Here is a 19299-nt window from a genome sequence, read left to right on the forward strand (position 1 = left end):
CGGGGCGCAGGACGCCCGCCGGACCGGGATCACGCCGGGTCGATGACGCGTCATGTTTTCCGAGCGCGTTCCCAGGGTCCCGGTCAGCGCCCGGCGTAGAGTCCGAACCATGGAAATCCGCGACATCGAACTCACGACCATCGACGGCGCTCCGACGTCGCTCGCCGACTACGCCGACAAGGTCGTGCTCGTGGTGAACGTGGCGTCCAAGTGCGGTCTGACGCCGCAGTACGAGAAGCTCGAGCAGCTGCAGAAGGAGTACGAGGACCGGGGATTCACCGTGCTCGGTTTCCCGTGCAACCAGTTCCTCGGCCAGGAGCCCGGCTCGACCGACGAGATCAAGGAGTTCTGCTCCACGACCTACGGCGTGACCTTCCCGCTGATGGACAAGGTCAAGGTGAATGGGCGCGACAAGCATCCTCTCTACGCCGAGCTGACCCAGGTCAAGGACGAGAACGGCAAGGCCGGCAAGGTCAAGTGGAACTTCGAGAAGTTCGTCATCACGCCGCAGGGCCAGGTGTCGCGCTTCCGCCCGCAGACCCAGCCCGACGCCCCCGAGGTCATCGCCGCCATCGAGAGCGCGCTGCCGAAGGCCGCCGCGGCCTGACCCGTCGGGCGCGGCTCACTCCCGCCCGAGCAGCTTCTCGATCTCGCGGCGGTCGCGCTTCGTCGGCCGCCCGGCGCCGCGGTCGCGGACACCGAGGAACAGCCGCTCCTCCTTCGGAGGCGGGGGCGGGCTGTTGTCGTCGTACGCCGCGATCGCGAGCGGAGCCCCGACCCGTTTGACGTAGAGCGCGCGCACGACCACGACCCTCGGCGGGCCGCCCTCCGAGCGGAACTGCACCTCGTCGCCGGCCTTCAGGTGCTGGGCCGGCTTGGCGCGCTCGCCGTTGATGCGCACGTGCCCGGCTCGGCACAGGGCCGTCGCCGCCGAACGGGTCTTCACCAGCCGCACCGCCCACATCCAGGAGTCGACGCGAGCGACCCCGGTCTCAGCCATGGGTTCCGTGTTCCTTCACTCGATCGACGAGGGTCCGCCAGGGGCCGACGAGGTCGCGTTCGGGAACGGATGCCGCGTGCCGCTCCGGAGGAGTCGTCGCCTCGATGCGCCACACGAAGCGATCGCGCGACTCCGGATCGGGCCGCACCGCCCCCCACGGGCATGCTTGCACCAGCTCGAGCCATTCGCCCGCCTCGCCGGGGGAGTCCACGACCCACTGCTGCCGGAGGCCGGCGATGCCGCCGCTGCGCACGACCAGGATGCGGAAACCCTCGGCGTCACCCGGGCTCTCGCCCTCGTCGTCACCCTGCGTGCCCGGCACCATCGCTCGCAACTCCCACTCCGGCCCATCCGGCCCGCACCGCGGCGACCTCGGCCGATGAGCCACCGTAGCGTTTCCCGGCGGCGGCGACCGTCGCGGCGGCGAACCCCGCGAAGTCGGTCGTGGGGCGCAACCCCGAGAGCAGGGTGTCGTACCAGATGCGGCCCGCGCGCTCCCAGGCGTGGCCGCCGAGCCCGTGCGCGACGAGGTAGAAGGCCCGGTTCGGGATGCCGGAGTTCAGGTGCACGCCGCCCTCGTCATCCGTCGTCTCGACGTAGTGCGCGAAGTCCGCCGGCTGCGGGTCCTTGCCCAGCCGAGGGTCGTCGTACGCCGTGCCGGGCGCTTTCATGGAGCGCAGGGCGACTCCGTGCACCTGCTTCGTGAAGAGTCCCGCGCCGATCAGCCAGCTCGCCGTCGCCTCGGTCTGCTTCTCGGCGTACTGCTCGACGAGGCAGCCGAAGACGTCCGAGATCGACTCGTTGAGCGCGCCCGACTGCCCGCGGTAGACGAGCCCCGCGGTGTACTGCGTCACCCCGTGCGTGAGTTCGTGGCCGATGACCGTCATCGACGAGGTGAAGCGCCCGAAGACCTGCCCGTCGCCGTCGCCGAACACCATGCGGTCGCCGTTCCAGAAGGCGTTGTCGTAGTCGGTCCCGTAGTGCACCGTGCCGTCGAGGGGCATGCCCTTGCCGTCGATCGAGTTGCGACCGTAGACCTCGGAGTACAGCGCGAAGGTCGCGCCGAGCCCGTCGTACGCTTCGTTGACCGCGACATCCGGGGCGGGAGCGTCGCCCTCGCGCCGCACGACGCGGCCCGGGAGGGTCTCGGTACCCGCCGCATCGCTGATGGTGCGGTCCGGGGCGTCGCTCAGCTCGGCGACGAGGGTGCCGCCGCGGATGCTCAGGGTGAGCCTCGCGGCGCGGAGCTCGCGATCCCGCCCCAGAGTGCGTCGCGCGGCCGCCGCCGCCTGCTGGAACTCGACGGCGCCCAGGCCGGCGATGCGGTCGAGCAGATACGGAGGGACGATCCCGAACGTCATGTCGTCGAGGGTACGCCGGGCCACCGGGATCCCTTCGGGCGGGCGGTGAACGGCCCGATTAGGCTGACGGAATGGAGCGCCCCAGCCACGACCCGACGGCTCGCCGTCCGCACGGGCTGGGCGACGCCTGGGTCGACGGGCCGCATGGCCGGTTCTGGGGCACGTTCGGCGCCGCGGGGCTGCTGATCGCGCATCCGGATGCCGGCGTGCTCCTGCAGCATCGCGCGGTCTGGAGCCACTTCGGCGACACCTGGGGGCTCCCGGGCGGTGCGCGCAAGCAGAACGAGTCGGCCGAGGACGCCGCGATCCGCGAGGCCGACGAGGAGGCGGGGGTCCCGCCCGAGCTCGTGCGCGTGCTGGCGACCTCGGTCAACGACCTCGGTTACTGGTCGTACACCACGGTCCTGGCACGGGCGATCGAGCTGTTCGAACCGTACGTGGGAGACGCCGAGAGCATCGCCCTGAGCTGGGTCCCACTCGATGATGTCGCCGGCTTGCCCCTGCATCCCGGTCTCGAGCGCGGCTGGCTCGAGCTGCGGGCACGGCTCATCGAGCTCGACCCGACGCTCGGTTAGCCGGCGAGCTCCCGTTCCGCGAGCGCGGCCTTCCACGAGACGAGCGACCGCACCGTCGCACTGGGATCGTCGGCGAGGCCGGCCATCACGTCGTCGGGCACGAAGAAGTTGACCGCCACCCAACCGCGCACCGTCTCATCGGCGTCGTGGGCGAGCGCGCGCAGCACGTCGCAGGGAGCCGCCTCGTTGCGGGCGACGCAGCCGCGAACCCCCGCATCGGGGTCGCGTGACAGGCGCTCGAACAGGTCGACAGGCGTGTGGTAGCTGCTGGCCACGCTCTCGCGGATCTTCGGATTCGCGTGCTCGGCGAGCAGCCGCAAGCGGCGAATCTTGCTCTCGGTCACGGGAGGAGCGGGATGCCGTGCGGCCGCCTCCTCGGGCGTGAGCATCGACGGGGCGGCGGCCCGCAGCTGCGCTCGCTGGGCCGGTGTGTTGAACCGGATGCACGACATGCGGAGAGGCTACCGATTCACCTGGACGCGGTCTTGGCGCCCCGCCGCGGGAACCAGGGGATGACGGCCGAGGTGGACTTCTGGAACTCGGCGTACTCGGGATACTTCGATTTCGAGATCGCCTCGGTGAAGTTCGTCGAGCCGATGAAGATCGCCAGCAGCAACGCGATGCCGGCGACCGTCCACTGCAGAAGCGAGCCCGCGGCGAGCGCACCGAACAGGAAGATCGTCCACCACTGCGCGTTCTCGAAGAAGAAGTTCGGGTGCCGCGACCACCGCCATAGGCCGGTCTGCACGAAACGCGGCGAGGGTTCGCGGCCGGCGGCGATCTCGGCGTGCTTCCAGGCCTGGAAGCGCCACTGCTGCTGATCCGCGATCGTCTCGCCGAGCAGGAACCCGAGGAACAGGATCGTGAGCAGCAGGTCGGCCAGGCCGAACGGCGTGCTGCGGTGCTGGTAGGCGGTGAACGCCGGCAGCGCGATCAGCACGAGGACGGCGTTCTGGAAGATCACGATGAACAGCAGGTTGAACACCTGGAACTGCGGGGGCGACATCCGTTCGCGCAGCACGGCCCAGCGGTAGTCCTCCACGCCCGAGTAGCCGCCCTTGCGGGCGAAGTTGAACGTGAGGCGAGCGCCCCAGGCGGTGACCAGGGCCGTCATCACGTCCAGCCGGGGGTCGGAGAATCCCGCGGCGCCGGCGAAGATCCACACGTAGACGACGGGCACGATCGACCAGATCCGGTCGACCCATGAGGTGTCCCTCGTGATCAGGGAGGCGATCCAGCAGAAGAAGGCGACGGCCGCCGCGACGATCAGGACGACGAGGAGCGGGGACATGATCCGATGCTAGGGCCCGGGGACCTCGCGCGGCGGATGGATAGACTCTCGCGAGAAGGGAGGGCCGGAGTGACCATTGTCAGTTCCCGGATCGTGACGATCCCGAACGTGTTGAGTCTGTTCCGCCTCCTCCTCATCCCGGTCTTCCTGATCTTCCTGCTCACCCATGAGTACCTGATGGCGCTCATCACGCTCGTGGTCTCGAGTGCTACGGACTTCGTCGACGGCTTCGTCGCGCGCCGGTTCAACCAGGTCAGCCGGGTCGGTCAGCTGCTCGACCCCGCAGCCGACCGGCTGTTCATCTTCTCGACCCTGATCGGACTGGCCTGGGGCGGATTCGTGCCGTGGTGGCTGACCGGGGTGATCATCGCGCGCGACGTTCTGCTGCTCGTGCTGGGCATCGTGCTCGCCAACCACGGCTTCGGCCCCCTGCCGGTGCACCACCTCGGCAAGATGGGAACGTTCGCGCTGCTGTTCGCGATGCCGGTACTGGTGCTCGGCGCCGCCTTCCCCGCGATCGATCAGATCGCCAACCCGGTGGGCTGGGCGGCAGCCCTGTGGGGCGTTTTCCTGTACTGGTGGGCCGGCGTCATCTACGCTCTGCAAGCGGGCCGCATCATCCGCGAACCACAGGATCCGCCGGTCGGCGCATCCGATACTCTGGACAGCTAAAGGAGGGCACGATGGCCGACGACGTTCCGGGGGATTCCGCCTCGGTCAGCCCTGACCCGAATGCGCAGCAGTCGGGCGCTCACGACGCGCAGCGAGGCCCGTCGAACGACACGACGGCGCACTTCACCGACGAGTTCGTGGCGCAGTTGGCGGCGATGGAAGCCGGCGTCACGCCCGAGGAGCAGGACGCGATCGCGGCGCTGCCGTCCGGCTCGGCGCTGCTCATCGTGCGGCGCGGCCCCAACGTCGGCGCGCGCTTCCTGCTCGACGCCGACTCGACGGTGGCGGGGCGGCATCCGGATGCCGACATCTTCCTCGACGACGTAACGGTCTCGCGTCGTCATGCCGAGTTCACGCGCGTGGGCAACACCTTCCAGGTGCGCGACCTCGGCTCGCTCAACGGCACGTACTTCGACGGCGTGCGCATCGAGTCCGCTCTGCTCACCGACGGGGCCGAGGTGCAGGTGGGCAAGTTCCGGTTGACGTTCTACGCCTCGCGGCTCGATCTCGCGCACGCGAGTCGTTGATGGCGGGCGTTTCCTCCCCGGCCCGCGCGGTCACGGGGCCGCAACTGCTCAGCATCGGCCAGGTGCTGGCGCGTCTCAGCCCGGAGTTCCCCGACCTGTCTCCGTCGAAACTGCGGTTCCTCGAGGAGCGTCGCCTGGTGACGCCGTCGCGCACCGAGTCGGGCTACCGCAAGTTCTCGCCGACCGATCTCGAGCGACTGCGTCTGGTGCTCACGATGCAGCGGGACTACTACCTTCCGCTCAAGGTGATCCGCGGCTACCTCGACGATCTGGATGCCGGACGTGAGCCCGTTCTGCCCGGTGGCGTGACGGTCAGCGGCCCGTCGATGCTGCCGAGCGATCGACGGCTCAGCCGGGAGGAGCTCATCAAGGAGGCCGGTGCCACCCCGATGCTGTTGGGGGATGCGATCACCGCGTCGCTCATCGTCGCGGCCGAACACTACGGCGACGACGAGTTGTCGGTGCTCAAGGCGCTCGTCGAGCTCCAGCGGTCGGGGATCGAACCGCGTCACCTGCGCGGATTCCGCGCCGCCGCCGAGCGGGAACTCGGCCTGATCGAGAGCGCGCTCATCCCGGTCGCGCGCCGCAAGGACTCGTCGAGTCGCGCGCGGGCGCTCGAGATGGCGCGCGAGATCGCCGGGCAGCTCGAGGTCGTCCGGTCGAATCTGATCCGTTCGGCGCTGAGCAAGCTGTAGTCGTCCGGGGCATTTCGTCGCGCTCACGTGCGACACGCCCGGGCGCTCGTTGTCGCAGACAGCCGGCATGGGTAGCGTGGGGTCATACGAGAAAGTTGAGCTTCAAGTTCAACTTGAGGGTGAGGACACCATGGTCGACGTGAACCGCAGCGAGGAGTCTCGCTACGATCTCGGACTGCTCTTCACCGACGGGCTGCCCGACCTGGATGACGGTTCGGGGTACCGCGGAAGCATCGCGGCACGCGCCGCCGGAATCAGCTACCGCCAGTTGGACTACTGGGCCCGCACGCAGCTCGTCGAGCCCACGGTGCGGGGAGCGGCCGGCTCCGGCTCGTCGCGGCTCTACGGCTTCCGCGACATCCTCGTTCTCAAGCTCGTCAAGCGCCTGCTCGACACCGGCATCTCGCTCCAGCAGATCCGGGTCGCCGTCGAACAGCTGCGCGAGTCCGGAGTCTACGACCTGGCCCAGATCACCCTCATGAGCGACGGAGCCAGCGTCTACCTGTGCACCTCGAACGACGAGGTGATCGACCTGGTCAGCCGCGGGCAGGGAGTGTTCGGCATCGCGGTCGGCAAGGTTCTGCGTGAAGTGGAGTCCAGCCTCATCGAACTCGACTCGACCCCCGGCGAAGACCCGGCCGATGAACTGGCTGCGCGCAGGGCACAAAAATCTGCCTAGAGCGGATGCGTCGCATTCGCGCGATTCTTGTGGCGTGAGCTCAAGGGTGTTGTGCGCGGAGTGAGCGCCGTGCGGCCCGCCCGGTCGACGGCCGTGCGGCGGACGGCTATTCGCCGTGCGCGTCTGCTCACGCCGTGAACATCGCGCGGATGCGATGCATCCGCTCCTAGCGAATGTTCACGCCGGCGTGCCGCTGAGCTGGGCGGTGCGCATCACCCGGTCGAGCAGCTGATCGAAGTTGCGTGCCATCTCCTGGGCGCTCTCGCCCGGCCAGATGTGCAACGGCTTCGCCGCTCCCTGCGCCTGCTGCAGGGAGGTGCGCTCGGGCAGCTGCGGGGCGAGCACGAGCGGCCCGAACATGTCGCGCAGCTCCTTGATCCTGAACTGGTGCTCGAGCGACTGCACCCGCGCACGGTTGACGATGATGCCGAGCGGCTGCAGCCGGGGCGAGAGACCGCGGCGGATCTCCTCGATCGCCCGCAGCGCCCGATCGGCGGCGGCGACCGAGAACAGACCCGGCTCGGTGACGACGGCGACGCGATCGCTGGCGGCCCAGGCGGTGCGCGTGAGCGCGTTGAGCGAGGGGGCGCAGTCGATGAGCACGAGCTCGTAGTCCTTCTCGACGTGCGCGAGGGCCTCTTCGAGCTTCCAGATGTCGCGGATGCTCGGGTGCGGTCCGTCGAAGTTGATGGCAGAGGGCGACCCGATCAGCACGTCGACCGTGCCGGGGCGGCCCTTGGTCCAGCCGGATGGGGCGATCGCGGCACGCACGATCTTGTCCTTCGGCGAGGCAAGCACATCGGCGACGTTGAGGTGGCCGGCGACCGCGATGTCCATGCCGGTGGACACATCCGATTGGGGGTCGAGATCGACCACGAGGGTCGAGACGCCCTTCGCGAAAGCGGCCGAGGCCAGCCCGAGCGTCACCGTGGTCTTTCCCACGCCTCCTTTGAGGGAGCTGACGCTGAGCACATGCACGATTAGGGAGCCTACCTTCACTAATCTGAAAGAACCCAGTTCTTGACCCCCGCGTGCCCTCGCCGCTCGCGCGCGGCGTTCGGCGGCCGCCCTAGGCTGAGAGATCCATCGAGAGGACCGAATTGTTTACGAAGATCCTGGTGGCCAACCGCGGCGAGATCGCCATCCGTGCATTCCGCGCCGCTTACGAGTTGGGCGCGAAGACCGTGGCGGTCTACCCCTTGGAGGATCGCAACTCGCTGCATCGGCTCAAGGCCGACGAGGCGTATCTGATCGGCGAGGAGGGGCATCCGGTCCGCGCCTACCTCGATGTGAAAGAGATCATCCGGGTCGCGACCCAGTGCGGTGCCGACGCCATCTACCCCGGCTACGGCTTCCTCTCCGAGAACCCCGATCTCGCCCAGGCCGCGGCAGAGGCCGGCATCACCTTCATCGGGCCCGGCAGCCACGTGCTCGAGATGGCCGGGAACAAGGTCACGGCCAAGGAGCACGCGATCGCGGCCGGGGTGCCGGTACTCGCGTCGACGCCTGCGTCGAAAGACATCGACGAGCTGCTGGCCGGCGCCGAGAAGATCGGCTTCCCGATCTTCGCGAAGGCGGTCGCGGGCGGCGGCGGGCGCGGCATGCGCAGGGTCGAGACCCAGGCCGAGCTGCGCGGCGCCCTCGAGGCGGCGATGCGGGAGGCCGACAGCGCCTTCGGCGATCCGACGATGTTCCTCGAGCAGGCGGTGCTGCGGCCGCGTCACATCGAGGTCCAGATCCTGGCCGACGGTGCGGGCGAGACCGTGCACCTGTTCGAGCGAGACTGCTCGGTGCAGCGCCGCAACCAGAAGGTCGTCGAGATCGCGCCGGCGCCGAACCTCGACGAGAACATCCGGCAGTCGCTGTACCGGGATGCCGTGGCCTTCGCGAAGTCGATCGGCTACGTCAACGCCGGCACCGTCGAGTTCCTGCTCGACACGGTCGGCGAGCGCGCGGGGCAGCACGTGTTCATCGAGATGAACCCGCGCATCCAGGTCGAGCACACGGTGACCGAGGAGGTCACCGACGTCGACCTCGTGCAGGCCCAGATGCGGATCGCGGCGGGCGAGAGCCTGGGCGACCTCGGCCTGCATCAGGACGACATCCACCTGCGCGGGGCGGCGCTGCAGTGCCGCATCACGACGGAGGACCCGTCGGCGGGCTTCCGGCCCGACACCGGCAAGATCACGACCTACCGCTCGCCGGGCGGCGCGGGGATCCGCCTCGACGGCGGCACGATCAACCCGGGCGCGCAGATCAGCCCGCACTTCGACTCGATGCTCGCCAAGATGACGGCCCGCGGCCGGGACTTCCCGGCCGCCGTCGCGCGTGCCCGCCGCGGCCTGGCGGAGTTCCGGATCCGCGGTGTGGCGACCAACATCCCCTTCCTGCAGGCGGTGCTCGAAGACCCGTCGTTCATCGCGGGCGACCTCAGCACCTCGTTCATCGAGGAACGCCCGCAGCTGCTACGGGGGCGCGAGTCACGCGATCGGGGCACCAAGATCCTCAACTGGCTGGCCGATGTCACGGTCAACCACCCCAACGGCGACGGCAGGGGACTGGTCGAGCCGTCGATCAAGCTCCCGGTGGTCGACCTCGACGCGACCCCGCCCGCCGGGTCGCGGCAGCGCCTGCTCCAGCTCGGTCCGGTGAGCTTCTCGGCCGGCCTGCGGGCGCAGACCGCTCTCGCGGTCACCGACACGACCTTCCGCGACGCTCACCAGTCGTTGTTGGCCACCCGGGTGCGCACGAAGGACCTGGTCGCGGTGCTGCCTGCCGTGGCGCGCATGACGCCGGGCCTGCTGTCGGTCGAAGCCTGGGGCGGAGCGACCTACGACGTCGCGTTGCGGTTCCTCGGCGAAGACCCGTGGGAGCGTCTCGCTGCGATGCGCGAGGCGCTGCCCAACGTCGCCATCCAGATGCTGCTGCGCGGTCGCAACACGGTCGGCTACACGCCGTACCCGACCGAGGTGACCGAGGCGTTCGTGCGCGAGGCGGCCGCGACGGGGGTCGACATCTTCCGCATCTTCGACGCCCTCAACGACGTCGAGCAGATGAAGCCGGCGATCGAGGCGGTGCTCGCGACGGGGACGACCTTGGCCGAGGTCGCCCTCTGCTACACGGGAGACCTGCTCGACCCGGCGGAGAACCTGTACACCCTCGACTATTACCTGCGCCTCGCCGATCAGATCGTCGATTCGGGTGCGCACGTGCTGGCGATCAAGGACATGGCGGGCCTGCTCCGCGCCGGAGCCGCTGAGAAGCTCGTCACGGCGCTGCGTGAGCGCTTCGACCTCCCGGTGCACGTGCACACCCACGACACCGCAGGCGGTCAACTGGCGACCCTGCTGGCCGCCAGCCGCGCCGGGGCCGACGCCGTGGACGCCGCCAGCGCCCCGATGGCCGGGACGACCAGCCAGCCGTCACTGTCGGCGCTGGTGGCGGCGACAGCCCACACCGAGCGCGACACCGGCATCTCGCTCGACGCCGTCAGCGATCTCGAGCCGTACTGGGAAGCGGTGCGCAAGGTATACCGGCCCTTCGAGTCGGGGCTTCCCGGCCCGACCGGCCGGGTGTACCGGCACGAGATCCCGGGGGGCCAGCTCTCCAACCTGCGCCAGCAGGCGATCGCCCTCGGGCTCGGCGACCAGTTCGAGAAGGTGGAGGACTGGTACGCGGCGGCCAACCGCATCCTGGGCCGGCCGCCCAAGGTCACGCCGTCGTCGAAGGTGGTCGGCGACCTGGCGCTGCAGCTGGCCGCGTCGGACGCCGACCCCGCCGACTTCGAGAAGAACCCCGACAAGTACGACATCCCCGACTCGGTGATCGGCTTCATGGCCGGCGAGCTCGGCGATCTTCCGGGCGGATGGCCGGAGCCGTTCCGCAGCAAAGTCCTTGCCGGCCGTGACATCAAGATCGGTGTCGAGGAGGTCTCCGACGAGGATCGCGCGGCGCTCGACGGCACCTCGGCCCAACGGCAGGCGGCGCTGAACCGCCTGCTGTTCCCGGGGCCGACCAAGCAGTTCCTGCAGCTTCGCGAGCAGTACGGCGACCTGTCGCCGCTCGACACGGTCGACTACCTCTACGGCTTGCAGACGGGCGTCGAGCACGCGGTCGAGATCGAGAAGGGCGTCGACCTGCTGCTGACTCTCGAGGCGATCAGCGAGGCCGACGACGGCGGCATCCGCACGGTGATGACCACGATCAACGGTCAGCTGCGTCCGGTGTTCACGCGCGACCGGAGCATCAAGGTGGATGTCGAGGTCGCCGAGAAGGCCGATCCGGCCAAGCCGGGCCACGTCGCGGCGCCGTTCTCGGGAGTCGTCACGCTCAAGGTCTCGCACGGTGACGTCGTCGCGGCGGGACAGCCGGTGGCGTCGATCGAGGCCATGAAGATGGAGGCGGCGATCACCAGCCCGGTCGCGGGCAAGGTCGTGCAGTTGGCCATCCCGGTCACGCAGCAGGTCGAGGCCGGAGACCTGCTGATCGTCGTCGAATAGCGTCGCGGGCGGCGCCGGCCGACGAAGTGGAGCCGGTCGCGGGGGTCCGGTTCGCCTAAACTGGAACGTCCGCGGAACACCGAGGGCGGAAGGAGGGCGATTCGTGGCGACTCGCAACACAGACGACACCGATCGGGCGTCAGCCGTTCTGCACGAACCTCTCGGCTCGTCGGCGGATCTCGCGGTGTCAGTGCCCGAGAGCCTGACGATCAACATCGACCTGCCCGCGATCGTTGCGACCACCCCCGACGACGAGGCCCACGTCGCGATCGACGATGTCGCGATCACGCCGATCTTCAGCACAGGCCTGACGACCACGTCGATCGACGTCGTCGCCGACCCGGTGCTGGTCGCCTCGCAGGATGAGGCGGTCGACGAGGTCGCCCCCGAGGTGCCTCCGCTGCCCGACCACGACGCGGGTCCGACTCGGCGCGAACGTCAGCGCGGGGACACGCCACGGGCCGCCGAGTCCGCATCGATGCTCACCGCCGAGCGGCTGCTGGACCCGAGCCGCAATCGCAAGATCGCTCCCGAGGGGTTCTGGCAGAAGGGTGTGTTCACGGCGACCTTCCACCAGGTGAATCTGGGCGACTCGGCGAAGGTGCGCGAGCGCAAGGCCGTCGATGCGCGCATCTCGAAGCGACTCGAGGGCGGCACCCGATTCGTGCCGATCCTGACCCGCAAGGGCGGCGTCGGCAAGACCACGATCTCGACCCTCCTGGGCATGGCTCTCGCCGATGTGCGCGACGACCGCGTGATCGCGATCGACGCCAATCCCGACCGTGGAACGCTCTCCGAGCGCGTCAACAAGCAGACGCGGTCGACGGTGCGCGACCTCGTGACGCATGCGCCGTCGATCCGTGACTTCACCGAACTCTCGGCGCACGTCTCGCGCGACGTGACCCGCCTGGATGTGCTCGCCTCGGATACCGACCCGCTGCTGTCGGAGGCCTTCGACGAGAACGATTACAACGTCGTCGCGGATGTCGCCGCTCGCTACTACTCGCTCGTCCTGACCGACTGCGGCACGGGCATCGTGCACTCGGTGATGCGCGCCACCCTGCAGCGGGCCGACTCGGTGGTGATCGTGTCGGGGGGAAGCGTCGACGAGGCGCGCCTGGCATCCGAGACACTGACCTGGCTCGAGGCGAACAACTACGGGCACCTGGTCAAGAACGCGATCGTCGCCCTCAACACGGCGACCCAGGGAACCAACCTGGTCAAGCTCAACGAGATCGAGGCGCACTTCCGTTCGCGGGTGCGCGCCATCGTGCGCATCCCGTACGACGCGGAACTCGCCGCCGGCTCGGTCGTGCGCTACGCGGCTCTCAAGCCGTTCACCCGCGCCTCGGCCCGCGAACTGGCGGCGCTGGTCATGGACGGGCTGCCCACCCGCCGCGACGCCTGATCCGATGACGGAACGACAGATCCGCCTCTTCGGCGACCCCGTCCTGCGGTCGGTGGCAGACCCGATCACGGTCGCCGACGGTGATGCCCGCACCAAAGCACTCGTCGAGGATCTCATCGACACCGTCGCGACGCCGGGGCGTGCCGGGGTCGCCGCGCCGCAGATCGGCGTCGGGCTGCGGGCGTTCAGCTACAACGTCGACGGCGAGATCGGGTACGTGCTCAACCCGGTGCTCGAGGTGTCGGGCGACCCGGAACTGGTCGACGAGGGCTGCTTGTCCGTTCCGGGCTTCTACTTCCCCCGGATGCGCTACCCCTTCGCACGCGTGACCGGAGTGGATGCCGCGGGCCGCCCCGTCGAGCTCAGCGGTGAGGGCCTGATGGCTCAGGCTCTGCAACACGAAACCGACCACCTCGACGGCAAGCTCTACATCGAGGGCCTCGAACCCGAGACCAAGCGTGAGGCGATGCGGGCGATCCGCTCGGCGGACTGGTTCCGCGCCTGACCCGCGCGCGGCGACCGCACGGGCTCAGCCTCGGCGTCGATAGCGCAGGAGCAGCTCGTCGCCGGAGCGCAGCACGTGGACCAGCTCCATGCTGCGAGACGCCGCCGACGGTCCGTGGGCGATGCGGACCGCATTCCCGGCCTCGAGCGTCGGCGAGATGGTGAGGAAGAGATCGTCGACGAGATCCGCCTCGAGCATCGAGCCGAACAGCGAGGGCCCTCCCTCGCACAGCACGCGAGTGAGCCCGCGGTCGCGGAGGGCGGACAGGGCCAGGCCGAGATCGACCCGCTCCTCGCCGGCGACGACGAGATCCGCAGCGCGCGAGAACGCGTCTCGGCCGGGTGCGCTCGAACTCGTGATCACGATCGGGCGCCGCGGAGCATCCGTGAAGAGGGACGACGCGGGATCGAGGTCGAGTCGTTCCGTCACCATTGCGAGAACCGGATGCTCGAACAGCCCGTTCTCGAGCCGCCACCGAGCGGAGGCGGGGGAGACCCGCATCGCTCCGTATCCTTCGACGCGCACCGTTCCTGCGCCGACGAGCACGACGTCGCAGCTGCGGCGCAGCAGTTCGAAGTGCCGTCGGTCGGCGTCGCTCGACAGTCCGCCGGATCGGGCGTCCCGCGTGGCGGCGCCGTCGATGCTCGACACGAAGTTGACGTGAACCCCGGGGCCGAGCCCGGCGAGCACCTCCTCGTCGGAGAGGTCCTCGGCGGCGTCGGGCCAGAGGCGATCGATGCGGTCGCTCATACGTTGTGGGTCGGGTGCAGGTTGTGCACCTCGTACGCGGGCTCGCGGAAGCCCAGGATGGCCTCGGTCATGCGCACGGCGGCCACGGTCGCCGCGACATCGTGCATCCGCACGATGCGGGCACCCTTCAGGATGCAGACGACCATCGCGGCCAGCGAGCCCTCCAGCCGTTCGCCCTGCTCGCGGCCGATGGCCTCGCCGATGAAGTCCTTGTTCGAGACCGCGGCGAGGGTGGGAAGCCCGATCGCCGCCACCTCCTCGAATCGGCGGGTGAGCTCCAGCGAGTGCCGGGTGGTCTTGTTGAGGTCGTGACCCGGGTCGACGACGAGCCGCTCGAGAGGCACTCCGCCGGCGACGGCCCGCGAAACCCGGTCGGCGAGCAGCTCGATCACCTCCGTGACGACGTCGCCGTACACCGGTCTCGGCTTCTCGACGCGCGGCGGGTTCAAGCTGTGGGTGAGCACGAGCGTCGCCGAGGACGCCGCGATCACGTCGACCATCTGCGGATCCCACAGGCCGCTCGTGTCGTTGACGACCGAGGCGCCGGCCGCGATCGCGTGCCGAGCGACCTCGGCCCGGTAGGTGTCGACCGAGACGACGACATCGGATGCCGAGGCGATCCGCTCGACGACCGGCACCACCCGCTCGATCTCCTCGTCGACGCCGACCGCCGGCCCGCGTCCGAACGGGACCCCTCCGATGTCCACCCAATCGGCACCGTCGTCGGCGGCGCGCACGGCGGCGGCGACCGCCCGGTCGAGCGCGAAGGTCGCCCCCTTGTCGTAGAAGGAGTCCGGGGTGCGGTTGACGACCGCCATCACCGCCACCTGACGGTCGAAGTCGAAGGTGCGGCGGCCGATGACGCGCGGCGTCACAGGGCCGACAGCTCGACGGAGGGATCGGCGAGCGCCGTCGGGTCGACCAGCCTCTGCGAGCGGATGAGTTCGCGGATCGTGTCGTGTACGTCCCAGACGTTGACGTTCATGCCCGCCACCACCTTGCCCCTTGAGGTCCAGAATGCGATGAACTCGCGCGTCGTTCGATCACCACGCACGACCAGCTCGGCGTCGCGCGCGAGCGTCGGATACCCGGAGTACTCCATGCCGAGGTCGTACTGGTCAGTGTAGAAGTAGGGGATCTCGTCGAACACCGCCGACTGCCCGAGCATCGAGCGTGCGGCGATCTTGCCGGTTCCGATGGCGTTGGCCCAGTGCTCGTTGCGCATCCGCTGTCGGATGACGGGGTGGAATGCATTGGCGACGTCGCCGGCGACGTAGACGTCCGGCGCGCTCGACAGCAGGTGCTCATCGGCGAGGACCCCGTTGTCGCATTCCAGTCCGGAGGCCGCGGCCAGCTGAATATTCGGAATCGCCCCGACTCCGACCACCACCAGCTCGGTGGGAACGATCCGGTCGGTCAGGGCGATGCCCGTCACGACGCCGCCCTGCTCGGTGAAGCGCTCCACCTCTGCCGAAAGCACGAACTCGACCCCGTGGGACTCGTGCAGCTCGCGGAACATGGTCCCCATCTCGTCCCCGAGCGGCCCGGCGAGCGGGATCTGCTCCCGTCCGATCACGGTCACCCGGTTGCCGTAGCCGCGCGCGGCCGCGGCGACTTCGAGGCCGATCCAGCCGGCTCCGACGATGACCACCTGCCGGTCGCCGTGGGCGAACGCTGCCTTGAGCCCCTCCGAATCCTCCACCGTGCGCAGGGAATGGATGCCGGTGGCCGTCGCTCCGGGGGCGTCGACGCGGCGCGGGGAGGCGCCGGTGGCCATCAGGAGACGGTCATAGCCGAGGATGCGACCGTCGGCGAGGGTGACCGTGTGCGCCCCGTGATCCAGCGCGGCCGCGGTGGTGCCGGTCTCGATCTCGATGGCGTGGTCGGCATACCATTCCGTGGGATGGATGACGATGCCGGCCCGGTCTCCGGCTCCGGTGAGGTACTCCTTCGAGAGCGGCGGACGCAGGTACGGGTGGTGCGCTTCCGCCGCGATCATCCGGATCGTTCCATCGAATCCCTGCTCACGCAGGGTCTCCGCCGCAGTCGCCGCGGCGAGGCCGCCTCCCACGAGGACGAATGTCGCCCGTGTCACGATGTGCCTGCCTCGAATTGAGCGCGCAGCGGACCGGCATCGGCCAGCACCCCGCGGAACGCGCTCGTCATCGTCCGTGTGGCAGGAGTGCCCACGCCGCGCAGGGACATGCACAACTGCTCCGCCTCGATGACGACGCCGACTCCGCGCGGCTGCACCTGCGCCTGCATCCAGTCGGCGACGTTCACCGTGAGCCTCTCCTGCAGTTGCAGGTCTCTCGAGAAGTGTTCGACGATGCGCGGCATGGTCGACAACCCGACGATTCGAGCGCCGGGGACGTAGCCGATGTGCGCCACCCCGCGAAACGGCATCATGTGGTGCTCGCAGAGCGAGTGGAACGGGATGTCGCGCACCAGTACGAGGCCCGAGTACTCGTCGTCGTTCGGGAAGGTGGTCAACGGCACATCCCGCGCCGTGAGCAGGTCGAGGAGGCTCTCGGCCACGCGCCGGGGGGTGTCCCTGAGCCGCTCGTCGGTGACGTCCTGCCCGACCGCGGTCAAGAGCGCCGACACGGCCCGCTCGGCGCGATCGAGACCGTCTGGCCGGACTCCGCCGACGGCGTGCAACTGGCCCATCGCGTCCATCTCGGCTCCTTGCCTCGTCGTCGACTGTAGATTCGTCCCGGGATAAAGTCAAGAAAGTGGATTTTAGAGATAGAGTGCCGACATGATCGAGTCATCTCGAGCGCAACGGCTGGCCGCTATCGCATCCATCAGCGACCCGTCGCGACGGGCACTCTTCGAGTGGGTCGTGCGCAATCCCGCGCCTGTCGGCCGCGACGAGGTCGCCGAAGCCACGGGAATGGCGCGGACCACGGTCGCCTTCCACCTGGACCGACTCGTCGAAGCCGGACTGCTGACGTCGCGGTTCCAGCGTCGCAACGGCAGGACGGGACCGGGGGCCGGGCGCCCGGCGAAGCTGTACACGCCGACCGCCGACGAGGTGGTCGTCGCGATCCCGGAGCGCCACTACGACGTCGTCGGCGAGCTGCTGGCCGCGGCGATCGAGGAGTCGGATCGGAGCGGTGCCCCGGCGCGCACGACGCTCGCGGCAGTCGCTCGCGAAACGGGACACCGGATGGGCGCCGCGTCGGCGTCGCTTCTGCCGGCACTCGAGAACGCGGGCTACGAACCGCGGGCAGCCGGGAACGGCCGCATCGTGTTGGAGAACTGCCCGTTTCACCGCCTGGCGGCCAACCACACGGCGCTGATCTGTCACGCCAACCTGTGCCTGCTGCAGGGCATGCTGGACGGAACCGCGGAGGGGGTCTTCGAGGTCGAGTTCGATCCCGGCGAAGGCCATTGCTGCGTCACCGTCACCATGAACGGCTGACCGCGCGACGACGATCGGGACCGACGGCGCCGCCTCAGTGCACCAGCGACTCGCCTCGCGTCGGTGCCGAGGAATACAGTCCCTCGATCACGTCGGCGAAGTCGTAGAGGATCGGCCCGCGCTTGATGCTCATCTTGGGCGTCAGGTGGCCGCTGTCCTCGGTGAACTCGGTCGGCAGGATCACGAACTTGCGGATCGACTCGGCGCGGGAGACGCGCGAGTTCGCCAGGTCGACGGCGCGCTGGATCTCGGCGACGACCTTGGGGTTCACGCAGGCCTCAGCGAGCGTCATGTCCGCCGCCTCGCCGTTGTTGTGCAGCCAGACCGGCAACATCTCGGGGTCGAGGGTGACGAGTGCCGCGATGAACGGCTTCTGGTCGCCGACGACCACGACCTGGCCGACCAGGCTGTTGGCCCGGATCGGGTCCTCAAGCGCGGCGGGGGCGACGTTCTTGCCGCCGGCCGTCACGATGATCTCCTTCTTGCGACCCGTGACCGTGAGGTAGCCGTCCTCGTCGAGGGCGCCGACGTCGCCGGTGTGGAACCACTCACCCTGCATGACCTCCGCGGTCGCCTCGGGGTTGTTCCAGTATCCGGCGAAGACGTCGATGCCCTTCACGAGGATCTCGCCGTCGTCCGCGATCTTGATGCCGACTCCTGGAAGGGCGGGGCCGACCGTTCCGATCTTGAACTTGGAGACCAGGTTGACGGTGGCCGGTGCGGTCGTCTCGGTGAGCCCGTAACCCTCGAGGATCTTGACGCCGAGGCTGCGGAAGAAGTGCCCGAGCCGAGTACCGAGCGGTGCGGACCCCGACACCGCGAACTGGATGTTGCCCCCCATCGCGGCGCGCAGCTTGCTGTAGACCAGTCGGTCGAAGAGGGCGAACTTGAGCTTCAGGCCGGTGGGAACCTGGCCGGCGTCCAGGGCCATCGAGTGGTCGATCGCGACCTGCGCCGCCGTGCGGAAGATGCGGCCGCGCCCCCCGCTCTCGGCCTTCTGCTCCGCCGAGTTGTACACCTTCTCGAACACCCGGGGGACCGCGAGGAGGAAGGTCGGCTTGAAGCTGCCGAGGGCCGACAGCAGCTGCTTGGTGTCGGCCTGGTGTCCGACCTTGACCCCCGTATGCACGCCCAGGATCGAGATGAACCGCGCGAACACATGCGCCGTCGTGATGAAGAGGAGGGTCGATGATCCCGGCGCGACGACTTCGCCCATGGCGACGGCGGCGTTGCGGCTGAGCTCGACGAAGTTGGAGTGCGTGATGATGCACCCCTTCGGCCGGCCGGTCGAGCCCGAGGTGTAGATGATCGTCGCGAGATCGGATCCCTTCGCGGCGCTGCGGCGGGCCTCCACCTCGGCATCGCTGACGTTCACACCGCCGGCGACCAGCTTGTCGAGGTCGTCGAGACCCAACTGCCAGACCTTGTCGACCTGCGGCAGCTCACTGCGCACCTCGTCGAACTTGGCGAACTGCTCGGCGGTCTCGACGATCAGGGCGCGTGCGCCCGAGTCGCTGAGGTTGAACTGGATCTGCGCGGGGGCCGAGGTCTCGTAGACAGGAACGAGCACCGCGCCGGCGAACCAGGTGGCGAAGTCGATCAGGGTCCACTCGTAGCGGGTCTTGCAGATGAAGCCGATCTTGTCGCCCGCCTGGATGCCCGCGGCGATCAAGCCCTTGGCCAGGGCCACCACCTGACGATGGAACTCGGCGGTCGAGATGTCGCTCCAGCCGCCGTCGGCGGTGGGGAGGGCGAACAGCGGGGCGTCGGGCGAGATCGCGAGGCGCCCCAGAAGCAGATCCGTCGTGTTCGCGTCGGGGTCTGCCTTGACGATTGCAGGGGTGAAGTATTCGTTCACGGCAACTCCTTCGGTACCGGTGTGATTCGTTGGCCCCAGCCTAGGTTGTTCA

At 69.1% G+C, this 19299-nt stretch carries 21 protein-coding genes; 10 read left to right on the forward strand and 11 right to left on the reverse strand.

Annotation, left to right across the window (positions count from 1 at the left end):
* Positions 1-109 precede the first annotated feature (109 nt).
* A complete protein-coding gene (locus ACFPJ4_RS04330; protein WP_386739054.1) occupies positions 110-607 on the forward strand; it encodes a glutathione peroxidase in 498 nt (165 codons plus the stop codon).
* A 15-nt stretch (positions 608-622) separates the two neighbouring features.
* Here the strand turns inward: ACFPJ4_RS04330 and ACFPJ4_RS04335 are convergent, their stop codons facing one another.
* The 3 genes from ACFPJ4_RS04335 to ACFPJ4_RS04345 are packed head-to-tail and all read right to left on the reverse strand — an operon-like array spanning position 623 to position 2361.
* On the reverse strand, positions 623-1000 hold the full coding sequence (locus ACFPJ4_RS04335; protein WP_386739055.1) for an RNA-binding S4 domain-containing protein: 378 nt from the start codon (positions 998-1000) through the stop codon (positions 623-625).
* On the reverse strand, positions 993-1325 hold the full coding sequence (locus ACFPJ4_RS04340; protein WP_386739056.1) for a protealysin inhibitor emfourin: 333 nt from the start codon (positions 1323-1325) through the stop codon (positions 993-995). Before ACFPJ4_RS04340 ends, ACFPJ4_RS04335 begins: the two co-directional genes overlap by 8 nt.
* Positions 1303-2361 (reverse strand): M4 family metallopeptidase, encoded by a 1059-nt coding sequence (locus tag ACFPJ4_RS04345; RefSeq protein ID WP_386739057.1) that lies wholly within the window; start codon positions 2359-2361, stop codon positions 1303-1305. Before ACFPJ4_RS04345 ends, ACFPJ4_RS04340 begins: the two co-directional genes overlap by 23 nt.
* Positions 2362-2432: 71 nt before the next feature.
* Here ACFPJ4_RS04345 and ACFPJ4_RS04350 point away from each other — a divergent pair, with 71 nt between their 5' ends.
* Positions 2433-2936 (forward strand): NUDIX domain-containing protein, encoded by a 504-nt coding sequence (locus ACFPJ4_RS04350; RefSeq protein WP_386739058.1) that lies wholly within the window; start codon positions 2433-2435, stop codon positions 2934-2936.
* On the opposite strand, the gene ACFPJ4_RS04355 is transcribed toward ACFPJ4_RS04350, so the two are convergent.
* Both ACFPJ4_RS04355 and ACFPJ4_RS04360 read right to left on the reverse strand, forming a co-directional pair.
* Positions 2933-3388 carry a hypothetical protein gene (locus ACFPJ4_RS04355; protein WP_386739059.1) on the reverse strand — a complete coding sequence of 152 codons (456 nt, stop codon included), beginning with the start codon at positions 3386-3388 and terminating at the stop codon, positions 2933-2935. The two genes, ACFPJ4_RS04350 and ACFPJ4_RS04355, sit on opposite strands and share 4 nt — an antisense overlap.
* A gap of 17 nt (positions 3389-3405) precedes the next feature.
* Entirely contained in the window at positions 3406-4227 is an 822-nt protein-coding gene (locus ACFPJ4_RS04360) for a DUF1295 domain-containing protein (RefSeq protein WP_386739060.1), read from the reverse strand.
* 69 nt (positions 4228-4296) lie between these two features.
* On the opposite strand from ACFPJ4_RS04360, the gene ACFPJ4_RS04365 reads away from it, so the two are divergent.
* From ACFPJ4_RS04365 to ACFPJ4_RS04380, 4 genes are all read left to right on the forward strand, one after another.
* Positions 4297-4899, forward strand: coding sequence for a CDP-alcohol phosphatidyltransferase family protein (locus ACFPJ4_RS04365; RefSeq protein WP_386739061.1), 603 nt, complete (start codon positions 4297-4299; stop codon positions 4897-4899).
* Between the two features lie 11 nt (positions 4900-4910).
* Complete coding sequence (locus ACFPJ4_RS04370; RefSeq protein ID WP_386739062.1) at positions 4911-5426, forward strand: FHA domain-containing protein; 516 nt, start codon at positions 4911-4913, stop codon at positions 5424-5426.
* Positions 5426-6121 carry a transcriptional regulator FtsR gene (gene ftsR / locus ACFPJ4_RS04375; RefSeq protein WP_386739063.1) on the forward strand — a complete coding sequence of 232 codons (696 nt, stop codon included), beginning with the start codon at positions 5426-5428 and terminating at the stop codon, positions 6119-6121. Before ACFPJ4_RS04370 ends, ftsR begins: the two co-directional genes overlap by 1 nt.
* Positions 6122-6251: 130 nt before the next feature.
* Positions 6252-6800, forward strand: coding sequence for a MerR family transcriptional regulator (locus ACFPJ4_RS04380; protein ID WP_386739064.1), 549 nt, complete (start codon positions 6252-6254; stop codon positions 6798-6800).
* A gap of 177 nt (positions 6801-6977) precedes the next feature.
* On the opposite strand, the gene ACFPJ4_RS04385 is transcribed toward ACFPJ4_RS04380, so the two are convergent.
* Positions 6978-7778, reverse strand: a complete 801-nt coding sequence (locus ACFPJ4_RS04385; protein WP_386739065.1) for a ParA family protein — start codon at positions 7776-7778, stop codon at positions 6978-6980.
* Between the two features lie 122 nt (positions 7779-7900).
* Here ACFPJ4_RS04385 and ACFPJ4_RS04390 point away from each other — a divergent pair, with 122 nt between their 5' ends.
* The 3 genes from ACFPJ4_RS04390 (at position 7901) to ACFPJ4_RS04400 (ending at position 13212) form a co-directional block, all read left to right on the forward strand.
* The gene (locus ACFPJ4_RS04390; RefSeq protein WP_386739066.1) at positions 7901-11299 is read left to right on the forward strand and encodes a pyruvate carboxylase; all 3399 of its coding nucleotides are present in this window, start codon (positions 7901-7903) and stop codon (positions 11297-11299) included.
* 103 nt (positions 11300-11402) lie between these two features.
* Positions 11403-12707 (forward strand): MinD/ParA family ATP-binding protein, encoded by a 1305-nt coding sequence (locus tag ACFPJ4_RS04395; RefSeq protein WP_386739067.1) that lies wholly within the window; start codon positions 11403-11405, stop codon positions 12705-12707.
* Positions 12708-12711: 4 nt separating this feature from the next.
* Positions 12712-13212, forward strand: coding sequence for a peptide deformylase (locus ACFPJ4_RS04400; RefSeq protein ID WP_386739068.1), 501 nt, complete (start codon positions 12712-12714; stop codon positions 13210-13212).
* A gap of 24 nt (positions 13213-13236) precedes the next feature.
* Here the strand turns inward: ACFPJ4_RS04400 and ACFPJ4_RS04405 are convergent, their stop codons facing one another.
* Genes ACFPJ4_RS04405 through folE form a run of 4 tightly spaced genes read right to left on the reverse strand, consistent with a single transcriptional unit; the run spans position 13237 to position 16641 of the window.
* Positions 13237-13962 (reverse strand): pyrimidine reductase family protein, encoded by a 726-nt coding sequence (locus ACFPJ4_RS04405; protein WP_386739069.1) that lies wholly within the window; start codon positions 13960-13962, stop codon positions 13237-13239.
* Positions 13959-14837 carry a dihydropteroate synthase gene (gene folP / locus ACFPJ4_RS04410; protein ID WP_386739070.1) on the reverse strand — a complete coding sequence of 293 codons (879 nt, stop codon included), beginning with the start codon at positions 14835-14837 and terminating at the stop codon, positions 13959-13961. The genes ACFPJ4_RS04405 and folP overlap by 4 nt, the downstream gene beginning before the upstream one ends.
* A complete protein-coding gene (locus tag ACFPJ4_RS04415) occupies positions 14834-16057 on the reverse strand; it encodes an NAD(P)/FAD-dependent oxidoreductase (protein WP_386739071.1) in 1224 nt (407 codons plus the stop codon). Before ACFPJ4_RS04415 ends, folP begins: the two co-directional genes overlap by 4 nt.
* A complete protein-coding gene (folE, locus tag ACFPJ4_RS04420; RefSeq protein ID WP_386739072.1) occupies positions 16054-16641 on the reverse strand; it encodes a GTP cyclohydrolase I in 588 nt (195 codons plus the stop codon). The genes ACFPJ4_RS04415 and folE overlap by 4 nt, the downstream gene beginning before the upstream one ends.
* Positions 16642-16723: 82 nt before the next feature.
* Here folE and ACFPJ4_RS04425 point away from each other — a divergent pair, with 82 nt between their 5' ends.
* Positions 16724-17389 (forward strand): helix-turn-helix transcriptional regulator, encoded by a 666-nt coding sequence (locus tag ACFPJ4_RS04425; protein ID WP_386739073.1) that lies wholly within the window; start codon positions 16724-16726, stop codon positions 17387-17389.
* Positions 17390-17423: 34 nt separating this feature from the next.
* On the opposite strand, the gene ACFPJ4_RS04430 is transcribed toward ACFPJ4_RS04425, so the two are convergent.
* Complete coding sequence (locus tag ACFPJ4_RS04430; RefSeq protein WP_386739074.1) at positions 17424-19247, reverse strand: AMP-dependent synthetase/ligase; 1824 nt, start codon at positions 19245-19247, stop codon at positions 17424-17426.
* Between the last annotated feature and the right edge of the window lie 52 nt (positions 19248-19299).

The sequence above is a fragment of the Lysinimonas soli genome, from assembly GCF_042655435.1.
GTDB classification, from domain to species: domain Bacteria; phylum Actinomycetota; class Actinomycetes; order Actinomycetales; family Microbacteriaceae; genus Lysinimonas; species Lysinimonas soli.

Excerpts from the sequence above, each read along its gene's own strand:
- ACFPJ4_RS04330 (WP_386739054.1), top strand. The coding sequence starts at position 110 with ATGGAAATCCGCGACATCGAACTCACGACCATCGACGGCGCTCCGACG.
- ACFPJ4_RS04335 (WP_386739055.1), bottom strand. The coding sequence starts at position 1,000 with ATGGCTGAGACCGGGGTCGCTCGCGTCGACTCCTGGATGTGGGCGGTG.
- ACFPJ4_RS04340 (WP_386739056.1), bottom strand. The coding sequence starts at position 1,325 with ATGGTGCCGGGCACGCAGGGTGACGACGAGGGCGAGAGCCCGGGTGAC.
- ACFPJ4_RS04345 (WP_386739057.1), bottom strand. The coding sequence starts at position 2,361 with ATGACGTTCGGGATCGTCCCTCCGTATCTGCTCGACCGCATCGCCGGC.
- ACFPJ4_RS04350 (WP_386739058.1), top strand. The coding sequence starts at position 2,433 with ATGGAGCGCCCCAGCCACGACCCGACGGCTCGCCGTCCGCACGGGCTG.
- ACFPJ4_RS04355 (WP_386739059.1), bottom strand. The coding sequence starts at position 3,388 with ATGTCGTGCATCCGGTTCAACACACCGGCCCAGCGAGCGCAGCTGCGG.
- ACFPJ4_RS04360 (WP_386739060.1), bottom strand. The coding sequence starts at position 4,227 with ATGTCCCCGCTCCTCGTCGTCCTGATCGTCGCGGCGGCCGTCGCCTTC.
- ACFPJ4_RS04370 (WP_386739062.1), top strand. The coding sequence starts at position 4,911 with ATGGCCGACGACGTTCCGGGGGATTCCGCCTCGGTCAGCCCTGACCCG.
- ftsR (WP_386739063.1), top strand. The coding sequence starts at position 5,426 with ATGGCGGGCGTTTCCTCCCCGGCCCGCGCGGTCACGGGGCCGCAACTG.
- ACFPJ4_RS04380 (WP_386739064.1), top strand. The coding sequence starts at position 6,252 with ATGGTCGACGTGAACCGCAGCGAGGAGTCTCGCTACGATCTCGGACTG.
- ACFPJ4_RS04400 (WP_386739068.1), top strand. The coding sequence starts at position 12,712 with ATGACGGAACGACAGATCCGCCTCTTCGGCGACCCCGTCCTGCGGTCG.
- ACFPJ4_RS04405 (WP_386739069.1), bottom strand. The coding sequence starts at position 13,962 with ATGAGCGACCGCATCGATCGCCTCTGGCCCGACGCCGCCGAGGACCTC.
- folE (WP_386739072.1), bottom strand. The coding sequence starts at position 16,641 with ATGGACGCGATGGGCCAGTTGCACGCCGTCGGCGGAGTCCGGCCAGAC.
- ACFPJ4_RS04425 (WP_386739073.1), top strand. The coding sequence starts at position 16,724 with ATGATCGAGTCATCTCGAGCGCAACGGCTGGCCGCTATCGCATCCATC.